The 18,722-nt window shown below is 71.5% G+C and carries 6 protein-coding genes; 2 read left to right on the plus strand and 4 right to left on the minus strand.

The window, feature by feature from the left end; all coding sequences use genetic code 11:
- Positions 1–81 precede the first annotated feature (81 nt).
- The gene (locus ACFYY1_RS40740; RefSeq protein ID WP_328512731.1) at positions 82–1,671 is read left to right on the plus strand and encodes an acyl-CoA carboxylase subunit beta; all 1,590 of its coding nucleotides are present in this window, start codon (positions 82–84) and stop codon (positions 1,669–1,671) included.
- On the plus strand, positions 1,668–1,943 hold the full coding sequence (locus ACFYY1_RS40745; RefSeq protein WP_388594939.1) for an acyl-CoA carboxylase subunit epsilon: 276 nt from the start codon (positions 1,668–1,670) through the stop codon (positions 1,941–1,943). Before ACFYY1_RS40740 ends, ACFYY1_RS40745 begins: the two co-directional genes overlap by 4 nt.
- Here the strand turns inward: ACFYY1_RS40745 and ACFYY1_RS40750 are convergent.
- The 4 genes from ACFYY1_RS40750 to ACFYY1_RS40765 form a co-directional block, all read right to left on the minus strand.
- The gene (locus ACFYY1_RS40750; protein WP_388594941.1) at positions 1,915–3,027 is read right to left on the minus strand and encodes a BTAD domain-containing putative transcriptional regulator; all 1,113 of its coding nucleotides are present in this window, start codon (positions 3,025–3,027) and stop codon (positions 1,915–1,917) included. The genes ACFYY1_RS40745 and ACFYY1_RS40750 overlap by 29 nt on opposite strands.
- The gene (locus tag ACFYY1_RS40755) at positions 3,024–3,770 is read right to left on the minus strand and encodes a thioesterase II family protein (RefSeq protein WP_388594943.1); all 747 of its coding nucleotides are present in this window, start codon (positions 3,768–3,770) and stop codon (positions 3,024–3,026) included. The genes ACFYY1_RS40750 and ACFYY1_RS40755 overlap by 4 nt, the downstream gene beginning before the upstream one ends.
- 182 nt (positions 3,771–3,952) lie before the next feature.
- The gene (locus ACFYY1_RS40760) at positions 3,953–6,955 is read right to left on the minus strand and encodes an AAA family ATPase (RefSeq protein WP_388594945.1); all 3,003 of its coding nucleotides are present in this window, start codon (positions 6,953–6,955) and stop codon (positions 3,953–3,955) included.
- A 245-nt stretch (positions 6,956–7,200) separates the two neighbouring features.
- The coding region (locus ACFYY1_RS40765; RefSeq protein ID WP_388594947.1) for a type I polyketide synthase at positions 7,201–18,722 on the minus strand (11,522 nt) is incomplete at its 5' end.

An 18,722-nucleotide genomic window follows, 5' to 3' on the forward strand; every position in this document is an offset into this window, starting at 1 on the left:
TGCCTCTGTGTCGAAAGGGCCTCCATGAGCATCGTCGAGGAAAAACCGCTGAAGACCGCGCCGGCCCCGGAACCCGGGAGCATGCGCCCGGCCGCCGCGGGCCGCGACGAGAACCGTGTCGCGACCATGCGCGAGCGCACGGCCGAACTCCACGCCATACAGGCGCTCGCCGAATCCGGACCCGGAGAGCGGGCCACCGCCGCACAGCACGCCAAGGGCAAACTGACCGCCCGGGAACGCATCGCCCTCTTCTTCGACGAGGGCACGTTCAACGAGGTCGAAGGGTTGCGCAGACACCGCGCCACCGGCTTCGGCCTGGAGGACAAGAAGCCCCACACCGACGGCGTCGTCATCGGCTGGGGCAAGGTCCACGGCCGCACCGTCTTCACCTACGCCCACGACTTCCGCATCTTCGGCGGCGCGCTGGGCGAGGCCCACGCCGAGAAGATCCACAAACTGATGGACCTCGCCGAGGCCGCCGGCGCCCCCGTCGTGGGCCTCTGCGACGGCGCGGGCGCCCGCATCCAGGAGGGCGTGACCGCGCTCGCCGGATACGGCGGGATCTTCCAGCGCAACGTCCGCAACTCCGGTGTCATACCGCAGATCTCCGTGATCCTCGGCCCCTGCGCAGGCGGCGCCGCGTACTCCCCGGCGCTCACGGACTTCGTCTTCATGGTGCGCGGCACCTCGCAGATGTTCATCACCGGCCCGGACGTCGTCCAGGCGGTCACCGGCGAGGCCGTCAGCATGGAGCATCTCGGCGGCGCCGACAGCCACGCCGAGTCCTCGGGCGTCGCGGCCTTCGCCTACGACGACGAGGAGAGCTGCCTGGAGGACGTACGGCACCTGCTCTCGCTCCTGCCGCAGAACAACCGCGAACTCGCCCCCGCCGGCGACCTCGACGACCCGGTCGACCGCCGCAACGAGAGCCTGCTGGACCTGGTACCGGCGCAGCCGAACCGCTCGTACGACATGCGCGACCTGATCGAGGAGATCGCCGACCACGGCGACTACTTCGAGGTGCACAGCCAGTGGGCGCAGAACATCGTGTGCGCCCTGGCCCGACTCGGCGGCCAGGTGGTCGGCATCGTGGCCAACCAGCCGGCCTGCCTCGCGGGCGTCCTGGACATCCACGCCTCCGAGAAGGCCGCGCGATTCGTGCAGTTCTGCGACTCGTTCAGCATCCCGCTGGTCACCCTGATCGACGTCCCGGGCTTCCTGCCCGGCGTCGACCAGGAGCACAACGGCATCATCCGGCACGGCGCCAAGCTCCTGTACGCGTACTGCAACGCGACGGTGCCGCGCATCTCGCTGGTGGTGCGCAAGGCCTACGGCGGCGCGTACATCGTCATGGACTCCCGCTCCATCGGTGCCGACATCGCCCTGGCCTGGCCCTCGAACGAGATCGCCGTCATGGGCGCCGAAGGCGCCGCGAACGTCATCTTCCGCCGGGAGATCAACGCCTCCGACAATCCGGAGGAGACCCGCCGGCAGAAGATCAAGGAGTACCAGACCGAGCTGATGCACCCGTACTACGCGGCCGAACGCGGCCTCGTCGACGACGTCATCGACCCGGCCGACACCCGCGCCCGGCTGATCTCCACCCTGGACATGCTCCGTACGAAGTACGCCGAGCAGCCCAGCCGCAAGCACGGAAACCTGCCGCTGTGACCGCCGTCGGGAGCAGGACGCCGGCCATCACCGGGAACGGGAACCCTGTCGTCGCGCTCACCTCCGCGTCCGTGCGGGTCTCCAAGGGGAACCCGACGGCCGAGGAGGTCGCCGCCCTCGCCGTGCTGCTCACGGCCCGGATCCGGCTGGCGAACGAGGCACGGGAGAACGAGGCACGGGAGCAGGAACGGACCTCCTCCGTCGCGCCGGTCCGGGCGCTTCGTCACCGCGGGCCCGCCCCGTTCACGCCGCCGGGGGCATGGGCCTCGTGATCACGGGCCCGGACTCCTGCCCGGCGAGGGAGTTCCGGGCCGTCCGCGTCCGTCGGGCGGTTCCGCCGTACTCCAGGCTCTGCGCGCCGCCGCTCGCGGCGGCCGCGAGTTCGTCGATCCTGCGCAGCAGGGTGCCCTGCTCACGGGAGAGCTCGTCGACGCGCTCCCGCAGCCGGGCGACCGTACCGCCGAGATCGAGCAGGGCCGCCACATCCGAAATGCCGCCGGGGGCGCTGCTGGGTGTACCGCCCGACGCGCCGTGTGCCGGGCCGTGCGGCGGCGGTGTCGTCCCGAGGTCCGCGAACGGCGAGTGCCGGATCGTCGCTTCCATCCGGGCACGCAGGGCCGGGCCCGGCTCCACGCCGAGCGTGTGGAGCAGGACCTTGCGGGCCCGTTCGTACACCCCGAGCGCCTCGGCGGGCCGGCCCGCCAAGCACAGCGCAACCATCGACAGGTCGTAGAACCGCTCCCGCAGCGGATGCTCGTACGTCAGCCGTTCCAGCTCTCCCGTGACGTCATCGAGCGGCGCCGAGCGCAGCAGCCGTGTCTCGCGCAGCTGTGTCTCGTGCAGCCGTGTCTCGTACAGCTTCTCCAGGGTCGCCAGCCGGTGTTCCTCGAACCGCTCGGCCTCGGCCGCGCAGAGCGGCCCGCGCAGACAGTCCTGCAGTGCCGGTCCGCGCCATACCGCCAGCGCACGCTCCAGCAGTTCGGCGGCGTGCGCCGGGTCGGTGGAGGCCGCGGCCCGGCCCTCGGCGGAGAGCCGCTGGAAGCGCTGGGCGTCCGTGGTGGCGTTGCCCAGCCGCAGTAGATAGCCCATGGGCTCGGTGCTGATCCAGTCCCCGTCGCCGGAATCGCTGAGCATCCGGCGCAGCCGGGCCACGTGGGCCTGTACCGCGTTGGCCGCCCGCTGCGGCGGTTCGTCGCCCCACAGCTCGTCGGCCAGCCGGTCGACCGTCAGCGTCCGTCCCGCCTCGACGACGAGGGCGGCGAGCAGCGTGCGCTGCTTGGTGCCGGACGGGACGACGCGCCGCCCGGTCCGGTCGTCGTGGACCTCGACCGGCCCCAGGATGCGGAACTCGGTCACGGGGTGCCTGCCAGGGCCTCCAGTCCGGCCCGCACGTCGGCGGTGACCGCGTCGGCCAGCGCCGCCGGATCGTCCTGGAAGTAGAAGTGGCCGCCCTCGAAGCGCCGGACACCGAGGAAGTGGTCGGTGGACTCCGCCCACTGCTCCAGCGGTCCCGCGGGCGCGGTGGTGTCCTGCTCGCCGTGGAACACGGTGAGCGGCACGGGCAGCGGCGTCACGTCCTGCGGCGGACGCCAGTTCCGTACGAGGGAGATGTCCGCCCGGATGACGGGGGCGAAGATGCTCCACAGCTCCGGGTTGTCCAGGATGCGTGGCGGGGTGCCGCCGAGCCGGATCAACTTGCGGCGCAGCTCCGCGTCGGTCAGCTCGCCGGGCTCCTCGGCCGGCCGGCCGGGACGCGGCGCCCCGCAGCCCGACAGGCCCAGCCACACCGGTGGCCGGCGGCCCTCGTCGACGAGCCTGCGGGTCAGCTCGAACGCGATCAGGGAGCCCATGCTGTGCCCGAAGCAGGCGAAGGGCACGTCCGTGTCGTCGAGTTCGGCGGACAGCCGCTCCAGGAACCAGTCCACGAGCGTGTCCGCGTCACCGATCGGCGGTTCGCCGGCCAGCAGCCCGTGCCCCGGATAGTCCTGCGGCAGCAGCCGCCAGCTTGCCGGGAAGAGCCGGGCCCATTCGTTGAACATCAGCTGGGAGCCGCCCGCGTGCGGGAACACGAACAGCCGCAGGGTGCCGCCGAATCGCATCGTGATCTCCGTTCCACGGGCGAGGAGCCTGTCATGGCGACGCTAGTCCGTCATCCGGGCCTCGGGCGTAATGCCCGATCGGTGTTCGAGCGGACATGAGAGCGTTCTTGAGAGATTTCTTGAGAGCGTTCTTGAGAAAGTTCCTGGGAGAGTTTCTGAGGAAGCCCTCACGGGGGCACAGGTCACAGTGCCTGCAGGGGAGGTGTCAGAAGGCGGGTGGGCAGGGCCCGGCGGCTGCTGACTCCCAACTTCCGGTAGACGCGTGTCAGGTGCTGCTCGACCGTGCTCACCGTGATGAACAACTGCTGGCTGATGTCCCGGTTGCTGAAGCCACGGGCGGCCAGCAGGGCCACCCGGTTCTCCGCATCGCTGAGCAGCGACGCCTCCGAATCACCGGCATCACCGACACCACTGATACCACTGGTACCACCGACATTTCTGACATCACCAATGCCTCTGGCGTCACCGGCACCACCGGCACCACTGATCTTCCCGGCGCCCGGGGCCTGTTCGCCCCACGTGGCCGCATGCGCTGTGGCCCCGTGCCCGGGGTGCGACGTACGTGACACACCGCGCGGCGCATGCGTCACGGCATCGGCCGCAGCCGCCGCCCTGAACCCGGACTGGCAGATCTTCGCCTCCTGGGCCGCGCGCCAGGAAGCCGCCCGGGCCTCGTCCAGCTCGCCGACATTGCGGCAGGCCACGGAGAGATCCGCCAGCGAACGTGCCAGCTCCATCCGGTCGCCCGCCGCCTGAAGCACCTCGACGGACTTGCGCAGCAGAGCCGGCCGCTGCATCAGCTCGCCGCACGCCGCGAGCAGCCGCAACGCGATCCCCCGGGTGCGCGGGCCGATCGACTGCGCCCGGTCCAGCTGCTGCTTGACCAGGTCCCGGGCCACGACCGTACGTCCGAGCCGTAGATGGGCTTCCGCCAGGCCGATGCGCCACGGCACGAAGGGAAGGTCCAGATGAGCTTCCTGGGCCAGCCGGCCGCAGGTCTGGAAGTCCCGGACGGCCGCGAGCAGCCGGTCGGTCGCCAGGTGATGGTGACCGCGGGCGCAGAGGAAGCGCAGGCCCCACACCGTGGTCGGCAGGGCCTCCGGGGCCATCTGGCGAATCGGTTCCTCGGCCTCGGCATGCCGGCCCATCGCCGTCTGCGCGGAGACCAGCACGCTCAGCGGGTACCCCCGCATCACACCCCAGCCCTGGGGCGACAGCACGTCGAGCGCGGCCCGCGCCCGGTTGGCGGCCACCGCCGGCTCACCCCTGCCCAGCGCGATCTCGGCCCGTACGGTGCCCAGGGCGGCCTGCCAGGTGAGCACGCCGCGCCGTCGCGCCTCCGCGTACAGCCGCTCCGTCTGCTCCCCGGCCTGTTGGAGCTGGTTGCCGCCGATCAGGGTGAACAGGGCGGCCAGCACGACCTCCAGCAGGGAATCGCCCGGTCGGCAGCTCTCCAGGATGTGTTCCGCGCTGGGCAGTGCGCCCCGCGCGTTCGCCCCCGCCGCGCCTTCCGCGACGGCGTGCACCGCCCGGATCCACGGATCCTCCCGGTGCGGGTCCCCACCCGTGCCTGCGCCCGTGAGTGCGCTTGTGCTTGTGTCTGCGTCGGTTCCGGGGCCGTAGAACCAGCGGTACGTCAGGTGGAGTTCGGCTTCCGCGTACCGGTCACCGTCCCGGCCGGCCGCGCGCTGCTCGTACGCCTCACGGGCCGTGCGGGCGGTTCCGGTGTCGCCCTTCCACAAGGCCTGCTTCAGCAGAGGCAGCGCTTCCCGCCCGGCGAGTGCGCCCTGCGCGAGTGCGCTGCGCGGGGCGGCCTGCCAGCGGTCGGACGCCGCCGGATCGACCTGCCACACTGCCCGGGACAGTCCGCGCCGCAGCACCTCCTGTTCCGCCGGGTCGGCGGTCGCCTCCAGCGCCAGCTCCAGACAGCGGGTCACCAGCTCGACATCGTCCCCCGTGGCCGCCTCGGCCGCCGCGCGGCGCAGCACATCGGCCGCCCACGCAGGCCAGTGCGCGGTTGTGGCCGTGGTCGTGGCCGCGGCCGTGGTCGCAGCTGTGGTCGCGGTTGCGGAGGCGATCAACTGTTCCGCGACCGTCACCGGATCCGTGCCCCGGAGCTGCAGCAGTTCGGCGGCGGCGGCGTGCAGCCGCGCCCGCTCCCCGGATGCGAGCGTGCCCAGAACGGCCTGCGCCGCCACGGGGTGGAACCGCACACCGTCCAGCACCCCCGCGGCCGACAGGACGTTCAGCACCTGCTCGACCACGTCCACCGGCAGCGCCACCAATTGCGCGACCAGCGGGGCCGAGGACTGCTCCGCGCCCAGGACGGCCAGCCCCTGCGCCACGGTCAGCAGACCCGTGTCCCAGCGGTAGAGGCAGTTCAGTACTCCTTGCGCGTACGACGAACCGACCACCAGGTGCTCGGCCGTCGCACCGGGATGCGCCAGCTGCCAGGCCCGGTGGTCCTCCAGCAGCGCCCCCGCCAGCAGCGGATTGCCACCCGTCAGCCGCAGTAACGAGGACGCGTCGTACGCGTACCCGTACGCGCACTCACTCCTGGGCGCGGACGAGGGCTGCGCTGTGGTGGGGTCGTCAGCAGGGTCGGTGGTCTGTGTCTGTTCTGCGATCAGTTGCCGCAGGGCTGGTTCGTCCATCGGTGCCAGCCGCAGCCGCAGATGCGGATGCTGGGTGATCTCGGCGTGGAAACGCGTCATCGCCGGGTGGGCCCAGCTCCACTCCGTCAGCACGATCATGACCCGCGCCGAGGCGATCCGCTGCCGCAGATGCCGGACCAGCCGCAGGGTGAACTCATCGGCGAACTGGATGTCGTCGATGCTGACGACCAGCGGGCGGTGTCTGGCCAGTTCCAGCAGCCGTACGGTGAGTTCATGGACGGCACCGGCCGCCCCGTCGGCCCCCATCGCCTCCGGCAGCAGCCGGGCGGCGCACTCGGCGACCTCCGGCGGGATGTCCGGGTTGCGGAACAGCTGATCCACGCCCCCTACCGGGAAATCGTCCTCCGCGCGCGAGCCGGTGGCCGTCAGATGCAGCGCACCCGACTCCCTCGCATACCGTGAGAACTCGTGGAGCAGACGGGTCTTTCCGCTGGCCAGGCCCCCCGAGATCAGCGCGAGCTGACCGGCGCCGTCGGCGCACTCGCCGAGTTGCCGGGCAAGACCGTCCAACGCTTCACGGCAGTCCCGCTCCACTGCGCCCCCCTGAGCATCTAGCCGACGCGTAACCCCTAAGGCACACAGGCTGCTGCCGACGCCTACAGGGTGGGTCGAGCCGGGGCGGAACACCACGTGGGACACCCGTTCGAGAACGGTCGGGGCGGCGGACCACGAGCTTCTGGCCGAAACTCGTGGTCCGCCGCCCCGACCGCAGTACCCGGTTGGACGACCTGGTTGGACGACCCGGTGGGACGGGGCTACCGCCCCATCTCCCGGTTGATGAAGTTGAGCAGCTCGTCGTCGGATGCCGACTCCAGCTGTCCCAGCACGCCGCCCTCCGCCGCTGCCGTCGACGACTTCGTCTCCTCGCCCTGCCACTTCGCGAGGAACGCCTGGAGCCGCACCGCCACCCGCGTACGGGTGAGGGCATCGGGCTCCGAGGTGACCAGTGAGGCCTCCAGCTTGTCCAACTCGGTGAGCAGGGAGTCCCCGCTCGCCGCGCCGTCGCGGAAGATGTCCTGCCGCAGCAGACGGGCGGCCGCGATCGCGTTCGGGTAGTCGAACACGAAGCCCGCCGGCAGACGGAGCCCCGTGGCCCGGGTGAGCCGATTGCGCAGCTCGACGGCCATCAGCGAGTCGAAGCCCATTTCGCGGAAGGCCCGGCCCGCCTCGATGTCGCCCACCGAGGCATACCCGAGCACCGAGGCCGCCTGCTGGCGGATGAGCTCGACCAGCTCGGCTTCCTGTTCCGGCTCCGGCAGGACGGCGAGGCGTTGCCGCAGCTCGTCGGAGACATCGGTGTTCTCCACCTCGCTCTCGGCCGCGGCCGCCGCGATCCGGGCGACATCCGGCAGGTCCGCCAGCAGCGGGCTCGGGCGCAGCGCGGTGAACGCGCGGGCGAAGGAACCCCAGTCCACATCGGCGAGGGTCAGGACCGGAGACTCCTCGGCCACCGCCCGCGCCAGCGCGGTGAGCGCCTGTGCCGGCTCCAGGGCCAGCAGCCCGCGCCGCCGCATCTGCTCCTCACCGTTCCCGTCACCGGAGTCACCGGAGTCACCGGAGTCACCGGAGTCACCGGAGTCACCGGAGGCGACAGAGTCGGTCGGTGCGGTCGGTGCGGTCGGTGCGGTCGGTGCGGTCGGTTCGGTCGGTTCGGACAGTGCGGTCGTGTCGCCGCCGGCCCACGGGCCCCACGCCACGGACGTGGCGGCCAGACCCCGGGCCCGCCTGAGCTGGGCCAGTCCGTCCAGGTAAGCAGTACCCGCCGCAAAGGCCCCCTGCCCGCCACCGCCCCAGACACCGGCGATGGAGGAGAAGAGGATGAACGCATCGAGCGTGGTCTCCGCGAACACGGCGTCCAGAGCGGCCGCTCCTGCCACGCGGGCCCGCAGCGCCTCGGTCAGCTGCGCCGGGTCCGTGTCGGTGACCGGTGCGAAGTGGCTCGTACCCGAGGTGTGGACCACGGCTCGGACCGGAGCGCCGTCGGCCGCCAACTCGGAAGAAAGGGAGGTCAGTTGCGTACGGTCGGTCACGTCGACGGCCCGCACCACGGCCCGCTCGCCCAGCTTCGCGAGGACGTCCGGGTCGGGAATGCCGCCGACCGGAGTCAGCAGCACGACCCGCTCCACCGCCGTACCTGCCAGCCAGCCCGCGAGGTGCCCTGCGAGCGGCGTGGTGCCGTCGCCGATCAGTACCGTGCCGCTCGGGATCCACTCGCGGTCGCCGGCCGGAACCGGTGCCGCCAGCAGCCGGCTCGCGAAGACGCCGGAGGAGCGCAGCGCGACCTGATCCTCGCCCGAGGTGCCCGGCGTGCCCGACAGCACCGCCACGGCCTGCTCCCAGGTACGGGCGTCGAGGCTCTCGGGCAGGTCGATCAGGCCGCCCCAGCGCTTCGGGTGCTCCAGGGCCACGACCCGGCCCAGGCCCCAGACCTGCGTCTGGGCGGCGTTGCGCAGCGGATCGGAGGTCCCGGTCGAGACGGCACCCTGCGTCAGGCACCACAGCGGGGCCTCCACCCCGGCCTCGCCCAACTTCTGGACAAGTCCGAGCGTGGCCGCCAAGCCGGGCGCTACCCCCTCGTCGAGGGTCTCGTCCTCCGCCAGCCCCAGCAGGGACAGCACCCCTGCCACGTCTGCGTACGCGGACAGGTCGGTGGTGCCGGTGACGCGTACGACCTCGGCACCCGCTGCCTTCAGCCCGTGCTCGCACCACTCGACGACGGCGGTGCCGGACAGCGCCTCCGGCAGGGCCAGCAGCCAGCGGCCCGACAGCGTGCCTGCCTGGGGCTGTACGGGCTTCCAGGTGACGCGGTAGCGCCACCCGTCGGCCACCGAACGCTGCTGCTGTCGGCTGTGCCAGGACGACAGCACCGGGAGCACCTCGCTGAGCGGACTGTCGGCCGTCAGCTCCCGACCGCCCACCAGCGCCGAAAGGTCCTCGCGCGCCACGGCCTCCCAGAAGGCCGAGTCCGCGACCGGAGCCTCACCGACGCCACCGGGGTGCCCGCCCGCCACCGGAGCCTTGGGCCAGAAGCGCTGCCGCTGGAAGGCGTAGGTGGGCAGGTCGACGCGCTGGGCGCCGGTGTTGGCGTAGTAAGTCGTCCAGTCGATGCGGGTGCCTCGGACGTGGAGTTCGGCCACGGCTGCGACGAGCGCTTCGGTCTCGGCGCGGTTCTTCCGCAAGGCCGGTACGAAGTCGGCGGCGTCGTCGGTGACGCAGGACTGGCCCATGGCGGAGAGGACGCCGCCGGGGCCGAGTTCCAGGTAGGTGGTGACGCCCTGGGTTTCGAGGTGGCGGATGCCGTCGAGGAAGCGGACGGCTTGGCGGACGTGGTCCACCCAGTAGTCGGCGCTCAGCAGTTCCTCACCGGCGAGTTCCCCGGTGAGGTTGGAGGCGATGGGGATCCGTGGTGCGTGGAAGGTCAGGTTCTCCGCGATGGTCCTGAACTCGGCGAGCATGGGTTCCATGCGTGGCGAGTGGAAGGCGTGGCTGACGCGGAGGCGCTTTGTCTTTCCGAAGCCGGATGCGATGGCGAGTACGGAGTCTTCGTCGCCGGAGATGACGACGGAGTCCGGGCCGTTCAACGCGGCGATCGAGACACCGTCGGTGAGGAGCGGCAGGACATCCGCCTCCGTTGCCTGGACGGCGACCATGGCTCCACCGGCCGGGAGCGCCTGCATGAGGCGGCCCCGGGCGGCGACGAGCGCCGCCGCGTCCTCCAGGGACCAGACGCCCGCGACGTGCGCGGCGGCCAGCTCACCAATGGAGTGCCCGAGCAGGTAGTCCGGGGTGACCCCCCAGTGCTCCAGCAGCCGGAACAGCGCGACCTCGATCGCGAACAACCCGGCCTGGGTGTACATGGTCTGGTCGATCAGCTCCGAGCCGTCGAAGACGATGTCCTTGACCGGCTCGTCCAGGTGCCGGTCGAGCTCCGCGCACACCGCGTCGAACGCGTCGGCGAACACCGGGTACGCCTCATACAGCTCACGCCCCATCCCGGCCCGCTGCGAACCCTGACCCGAGAACAGGAAGCCGACCTGGCTGCCGGAGTGTGCCCGGCCGCCGATGGCATCCGCCTCCATGCCCTGCTCCGCCAGCGCCTTGACGCCGTCGAGCAGTTCGGCCCGGTCGTTGCCGACGACGGCGGTCCGGTATTCGAGGGCGCTGCGACTTGTGGCCAGCGAGTAGGCCACGTCCTGCGTGTCCAGGTCCGGTCGGCTCAGCAGCCTTGCGTGCAACTCCCGTGCCTGAGCGGCCATTGCCGACCGCGTCTTCGCGGACAGCACCCAGGGAACGACTGGCGCCGGCGTGTCTGTGCGGTTGGTTGTCGGGGTGGGGTGGTCGGTCGGTGGTTCTTCGATGATGACGTGGGCGTTGGTGCCGCTGATGCCGAAGGAGGAGATGGCGGCGCGGCGGGGGTGTTGGTGGTGGTTCCAGGTGCGGGGCTGGGTGAGGAGTTCGACGGCTCCGGTGGTCCAGTCGACGTGGGTGGAGGGCTGGTCGATGTGGAGGGTGCGGGGCATGATGCCGTGGCGCATCGACATGATCATCTTGATGATGCCGGCGACTCCGGCGGCGGCCTGGGTGTGGCCGATGTTCGACTTGACGGAGCCGAGCCACAGGGGCTGGTTGTCGGGTCGGTTCTGGCCGTAGGTGGCGAGGAGGGCCTGGGCTTCGATGGGGTCGCCGAGGGTGGTGCCGGTGCCGTGGGCCTCGACGACGTCGACGTCGCTGCCGGTCAGGCCGGCGTTGGTCAGGGCCTGGCGGATGACGCGTTGCTGGGCGGGGCCGTTGGGGGCGGTGAGGCCGTTGGAGGCGCCGTCCTGGTTGATCGCGGAGCCCCGGACGACGGCCAGGACCGGGTGTCCCTTGGCGCGGGCGTCGGAGAGCCGCTCGACGAGGAGCATGCCCGCGCCCTCGCCCCAGCCCGTGCCGTCCGCTGCTTCCGCGAACGCCTTGACCCGTCCGTCCGTGGCGAGTCCGCCCTGCCGGGAGAACTCGATGAACGCGCCCGGTGTCGACATGACCGTCACACCGCCCGCGAGCGCCATCTCGCACTCACCCGAGCGCAGCGCCTGCACCGCCAGGTGCAGGGCGACCAGCGAGGCCGAACAGGCCGTGTCCACCGTCACGGCCGGCCCTTCCAGACCGAACGTGTACGAGATACGACCCGACACCACACTCGCCGCATTGCCGGTGCCGACATGTCCCTCGGCGCTGTCCGGGGACGCGAGCAGCAGACCGGTGTAGTCCTGGCCGTTCGTGCCGGTGAACACACCGGTACGGGTGCCGCGCACGGACATGGGGTCGATCCCTGCCCGCTCGAACGCCTCCCACGAGGTCTCCAGCAGCAACCGCTGCTGCGGGTCCATCGCGAGGGCCTCGCGCGGCGAGATCCCGAAGAAGACCGGGTCGAACTCCCCGGCGTCGTGCAGGAAACCGCCCTGGTCGACGTACGACGCCGCTTCCCGCTCACGGGACGGGTCGTAGAGCCGCTCCAGGTCCCAGCCACGGTCCACCGGGAACCCGGAGACCGCGTCCGCCCCGGACGCCAGCAGCTCCCACAGATCCTCCGGCGACCGCACGCCACCCGGGTAACGGCAGCTCATGCCGACGATCGCGATGGGATCGTCCCCGTCGACGGGCCCGCCTGCGACTGCGGGGACGCCCGTGGTCTGTGCCTCGGAGCCCAGCAGTTCGTCACGTACGTGCTCGGCCAGGACAGCCGGGCTCGGGTAGTCGAAGACGAGGGTCGCGGGCAGCGAGAGCCCCGTCTCGCCCGCCAGCGCGTTGCGGAACTCCACCGCCGTGAGCGAGTCGAAGCCCAGCTCCCGGAAGGTCGCCGTCTCGCCGATGGCACCGGCACCGTTGTGCCCCAGCACCACCGCGGCCTGTGCCCGGACGATTCCCAGCAGCAGTCGTAGCTGCTCGGTACCGGTCAGGACGGCCAGCCGACCGCGCAGCGCCGATTCGGCACCCGCCGACTTCGTGGCGACGGCCGTCTCGGCGAGCTGCCGGTTCTCGGGCAGTTCGCCGAGCAGCGGGCTCGGTCGCTGTGCGGTGAAGGGCGGCACGAAGCGCGCCCAGTCCACGTCCGCGACCGTCACGCACGGCTCGTCCAGCGCCAGCGCCTGGCCGATCGCCGTCACGGCCGCATCCGGAGCCATGGCCGGCAGACCACGTCGGCTCAGCTCCGCAGCCATCTCGTCGTCCGCCATACCGCCATCGGCCCAGGGGCCCCAGGCGATCGAGGTGGCGGGCAGGCCACGGGTCCGGCGCTCCTGGGCCAGGGCGTCGAGGTAGGCGTTGGCGGCGGCGTATCCCGCCTGTCCACCGCTGCCCCAGACTCCCGCGATGGAGGAGAAGAGGACGAATGCGTCCAGTCCGGTGTCCGCTTCGGTGTCCGCGAAGACGGCATCCAGATTGGCCGCGCCGGTGACCTTCGCATGCATCTGTGCGGCCAGCGCCTCGGTGTCGAGCTCGCTGATCGACCCGGCCGAGGCGACGCCTGCGGCGTGGATGACGGTACGGACCGGGGTTCCGTCGGTTTCGAGGGATCGGGCGAGGGCGGTGAGGGCTGTCAGGTCGGTCGCGTCGCAGGCGACGACGGTTGCTCCGGCTCCCAGCTCCTGTATTTCTGCGACGAGTTCGGTGGTGCCGGGGGTGTCGGGTCCTCTGCGGCTGGTGAGGACGAGGTGCTGGGCGCCGTTGGTGGCGGCCCAGCGGGCGACCCGGGCACCGAGACCACCGGTGCCGCCGGTGATCAGGACCGTGCCCCGCACCTTCCAGTCACGGTGCGGGCCCGCGGCGGCCCGCACGACACGCCGCACGAAGACACCCGAGGACCGGACAGCGACCTGATCCTCGTCCCCGCCATCGCCATCACCCTCGATGCGGGTGGCCAGGATGGTGGCGGTGCGGTCGAACGCGCGGGCGTCCAGGGTCTCGGGCAGATCGATCAGACCGCCCCAGCTCTTCGGGTGCTCCAGCGCCACGACCCGCCCCAGACCCCAGACCTGGGCCTGGGCGGGACTGCGCAGCGGGTCGGCGGGACCGGTCGAGACGGCGCCGCAGGTCAGGCACCACAACGGCGCCTCCACCCCGGCCGATGCCAGACTCTGGACCAGGCGCAGCGTGGCGGACAGGCCCGGGGAGACCCCCTGGTCGAGAGCGCTGCCGTCGATGCCCAGGAGGGAGACGACACCCGACACGTCGTGGGTGGGGGGCAGGTCGGTGCCGTCCATGCGGACGACTTCCGCACCGGCCGCACGCAGGCCGGACTCGCACCAGTCCGCGACGTCCGCGGGACCGGTGTGCGGTGCGACGAGCAGCCACCGCCCCGACAGCGTGCCTGCCCGGGACTGCACCGGCTGTACGGGCTTCCAGGTGACGCGGTAGCGCCATCCGTCGACCTCGGAACGCTGTTGCTGCCGGCGCCGCCACGACGACAACGCGGGCAGAACCTCGCCCAGCGGAGCATCGGCCGACAGTTCCAGATCACCGGCCAGCCCGGACAGATCCGCCCGCTCGACAGCGTCCCAGAACTCCGCGTCGACCGGATCGGCGGCGGCGGTTTCGGGGGCCGTCTTGGGCGGTGCCGGCCAGTACCGCTCGTGCTGGAAGGCGTAGGTGGGCAGATCGGTGCGCCGGGCGCCGGTGTTGGCGTAGTACGCCGACCAGTCGACGGCCTTGCCTCGGACGTGGAGTTCGGCCACGGCTGCGACGAGCGCTTCGGTCTCGGTGCGGTCCTTGCGCAGGGCCGGTACGAAACCTGCCTGGTCGTCGGTGACGCAGGACTGGCCCATCGCAGAGAGGACACCGCCGGGCCCGAGCTCCAGGTACGTCGTGACGCCCTGGGTTTCGAGGTGACGCATTCCGTCAAGGAAGCGGACGGCCTGGCGGACATGGTCCACCCAGTAATCGGCGCTCAGCAGCTCCTCACCGGCCAGCTCCCCAGTGAGATTGGAAACGATCGGGAGCTTCGGTGCGTGGAACGTCAGGCCCTCCGCGACCGCCCTGAACTCGGCGAGCATGGGCTCCATGCGCGGCGAGTGGAACGCGTGACTGACCCGCAGCCGCTTCGTCTTCGCGAAGCCGGACGCGATGGCCAGTACGGCGTCCTCGTCGCCGGAGATGACGACGGAGTCCGGGCCGTTCAACGCGGCGATCGACACCCCGTCGACCAGCAACGGCAGGACATCCGCCTCGGTGGCCTGGACGGCGACCATGGCCCCGCCCGTGGGCAGTGCCTGCATGAGGCGGCCACGGGCGGCGACCAGCGCCGCCGCGTCCTCCAACGACCACACACCCGCCACGTGGGCGGCGGCCAGCTCACCGATCGAGTGCCCGAGGAGGTAGTCCGGGGTGACGCCCCAGTGCTCCAGCAGCCGGAACAGCGCCACCTCAACAGCGAACAACCCGGCCTGCGTGTACACGGTCTGGTCGATCAACTCCGACCCACCGAACACCACATCCCCGACCGGCTCGTCCAAGTGCGGGTCCAGCTCCGCGCACACCGCGTCGAACGCGTCCGCGAACACCGGGTACGCCTCGTACAGCTCACGCCCCATCCCGGCCCGCTGCGAACCCTGACCCGAGAACAGGAACGCCGAACGACCGGTGACCGTCTGGCCCTTCACCACGCCCGCGGCCGTCGTTCCGGCAGCCACCGCCCGCAGCAGTGCCTCACGGTCCTCGCCGACCACCACCGCACGGTGCTCGAACGCCGTACGCGTCACGGCCAGCGAGTAACCCACATCCAGCACCGGAGCAGCGCCGCCCACCAGACCGAGCAACCGCTCCGCCTGACCTGCCAACGCCTCCTCCGACCTCGCCGACAGCACCCACGGCACCACCGGCAGCGCCGAGGCAGCCGCCTCGTTCAGCTCCCGGATCGCGAGGTCCGTCCCGGAGCCGACCGCGCGCTTGCGCAGCGCCGCCACGGCGGTGGTCAGCTGTTCCAGGGCAGGGCCGTTCTTGCGGAGTACCGACACCGTCAGCGCCGTGCTCTCGCCGAGGCATGCCCGGCCAAGAGCGGTGAGCACACTGTCCGGGCCGAGTTCCACGAACTGCTCGGTGCCCAGCTCGCGGAGTGCGTGCATGCCGTCGAGGAAGCGGACGGCCTGGCGGACGTGGTCCACCCAGTAGCCGGCCGTCAGCAGCTCATCACTGGCCAGTTCACCGCTGAGGTTGGAGACGATGGGGATTCGCGGGGCGTGGAAGGTCAGGTTCTCCGCGATGGTCTTGAACTCGGCGAGCATGGGTTCCATGCGCGGCGAGTGGAAGGCATGGCTGACCCGCAGTCGCGCCGACCGGTCGAACCGGGCGGCGACCGCCAGAACCGCGTCCTCGGCGCCCGAGACGACGACCGACGACGGGCTGTTGACGGCCGCGATCGAGACCCCCTCGGTCAGCAGCGGCAGGACGTCCGCCTCGGCCGCCTTGATCGCGACCATGGCACCGCCGGTGGGGAGGGCCTGCATGAGGCGGCCCCGGGCGGCGACGAGGGTGGCCGCGTCCTCCAGGGACCAGACGCCCGCGACGTGTGCGGCGGTCAGTTCGCCGATGGAGTGGCCGAGGAGGTAGTCGGGGGTGATGCCCCAGTGCTCGACCAGCCGGAACAGCGCCACCTCGATGGCGAACAGGCCCGCCTGGGTGTACACGGTCTGGTCCAGCAGCGCGGAGTCACCGAAGACGACCTCCTTCACCGGGCGGTCCAGGTGCTTGTCGAGCTCTGCGCACACCGCGTCGAACGCCTCGGCGAACACCGGGAACGCCTCGTACAGCTCACGGCCCATGCCGACGCGCTGCGCGCCCTGGCCGGAGAACAGGAACGCGGTCCGTCCGGCGGCGTCTTCCGGCGCCGTCGGCGCCGTCGGCGCTGCCAGGGGCAGCAGGCCGCTTTGGTCGTAGCCGTCGGGCGACTCCTCCACGATGACGTGTGCGTTCGTACCGCTGATGCCGAACGACGACACACCGGCACGGCGCGGCTCGTCCCCGGCCGGCCAGGCGACCGGCTCGGTGAGGAGTTCCACCGCACCCGCCGACCAGTCCACCTGCGTGGACGGCTCGTCGACGTTGAGCGTCTGCGGGAGTATGCCGTGGCGCATGGCCATGACCATCTTGATGATGCCCGCGACACCGGCAGCGGCCTGCGTGTGACCGATGTTCGACTTGACCGACCCCAGAAGCAGCGGCTTGTCGGCCGGCCGCTCCTGGCCGTACGTGGCCAGCAGGGCCTGCGCCTCGATCGGGTCGCCCAGCTTCGTACCCGTTCCGTGTGCCTCGACCACGTCGATCTGGCCGGCGGACAGGCCCGCACTGGCCAGCGCCCGGCGGATGACGCGCTGCTGCGAGGGGCCGCTCGGGGCGGTGAGACCGTTGGAGGCGCCGTCCTGGTTGACGGCCGAACCGCGGACCACCGCGAGGACGCGGTGGCCGTTGCGGCGGGCGTCGGACAGCCGCTCCAGGAGCAGCACGCCCACACCCTCGGACCAGGCGGTGCCGTCGGCGGAGTCCGCGAAGGCCTTCACCCGGCCGTTGGGAGCCAGGCCGCGCTGCTTGCTGAACTCGATGAAGCTGCCGGGCGTCGCCATCACGGTCGCGCCACCGGCAAGTGCCATCGAGCACTCGCCCGAGCGCAGCGCCTGGGCCGCGAGGTGCAGGGCGACGAGCGAGGACGAGCAGGCCGTGTCGACGGTGACCGCCGGGCCCTCCAGGCCCAGGGTGTACGAGACCCGGCCCGAGACGACACTGCCGGCGGACCCGGTGGTGAGGAAACCCTCCACACCCGCCGGGACCTCGACCAACTGGGCGACGTAGTCGTGGTACATCAGACCCGCGTACACGCCGGTCTGGCTGCCCCGCAGAGCGGTCGGGTCGATGCCCGCGTGCTCGATGGCCTCCCAGGAGGCTTCGAGCAGCAGCCGCTGCTGGGGGTCCATGGCGAGGGCCTCGCGCGGCGAGATCCCGAAGAACACCGGGTCGAACTCGGCCGCCGTGTGCAGGAAGCCGCCCTCCGTCGCGTACGACGTACCGGTGCGGTCGTCACCCTGCTCGAAGAGGCGTCCGACGTCCCAGCCGCGGTCCGTCGGCAGCGGGGAGATGGCGTCGCCGCCGGAACCCACCAGCTGCCACAGGTCCTCGGGGCCGGTCACGCCGCCGGGGTAGCGGCAGCTCATGCCGACGATGACGACCGGGTCGTCGCTGTCGACGGCGACCGGAGCCGAGGCCGTGTCCTGCTGCTCCCGTACACCGCCCGTGCTCTCCGTGGCGATGTGCTCGGCGAGGACGGTGGCGGAGGGGTAGTCGAAGACGAGGGTGGCGGGCAGGCGCAGACCGGTGACCTTGCCGAGGCGGTTGCGGAGTTCGACGGCGGTGAGGGAGTCGAAGCCCAGCTCGGTGAAGGCGCGGTCGGAGGGAACCGCGTCGCCGGAGGCGTGGCCGAGTACGGTCGCGACCTCGCCCCGTACGACATCCAGCACCAACCGGATCCGGTCCTGCTCACCGAGGGCCAGCAGCCGCTGGGCGAAGTCGGCGGACTGCCCGGCACCCGCTCGCGCGGTCCGCCGGTTCGTCGTGCGGACCAGGCCGCGCAGCAGATATGGGACGACCGGCGCCGAACGGAACGCTTCCAGATCCAGCTTGACCGGCACGAGGGCCGCCGAGTCGGAGCGCAGGGCGGCGTCGAAGAGCGCCAGCCCCTCCTTGGGCGAGAAGGGCGTGATCCCGCTTCGGCTCATCCGCTCCGCATCGGCCGCGTCGAGTCGTCCTGCCATGCCGCCTTCGGCCCAGGGGCCCCAGGCGAGGGAGGTGGCGGGCAGGCCCTGGGCGTGGCGGTGCTGGGCGAGTGCGTCGAGGAAGGCGTTTCCGGCGGCGTAGTTGGCCTGACCGGGCCCGCCGAATGTGCCCGAGGCGGAGGAGAAGAGGACGAAGAAGGAGAGGTCGAGGTGGGCGGTGAGTTCGTGGAGGTGCCAGGCGGCGTCGACTTTGGGGCGTAGGACGGTGGTGAGTCGTTGGGGGGTGAGGGTTTGGAGGGTGGCGTCGTCGAGGGTGCCGGCGGTGTGGATGATGCCGGTGAGGTGGTCGTTTTGGGTGATGTCGTTGATGACTGCTGTGAGCGCGGTGCGGTCGGTGGTGTCGCAGGTGACCCAGCGGGCGGTGGCGCCGAGGTTGTGGAGTTGGGTGATGAGTTGGGGGCCGTTGGGGCCGCCGTTGGGGCGGCGGGCGGCGAGTACGAGGTTGCGGGCGCCGTGTGTGTGGACGAGGTGGTGGGCGATGA

The organism is Streptomyces sp. NPDC001890, from assembly GCF_042891445.1.
Classification (GTDB): domain Bacteria; phylum Actinomycetota; class Actinomycetes; order Streptomycetales; family Streptomycetaceae; genus Streptomyces.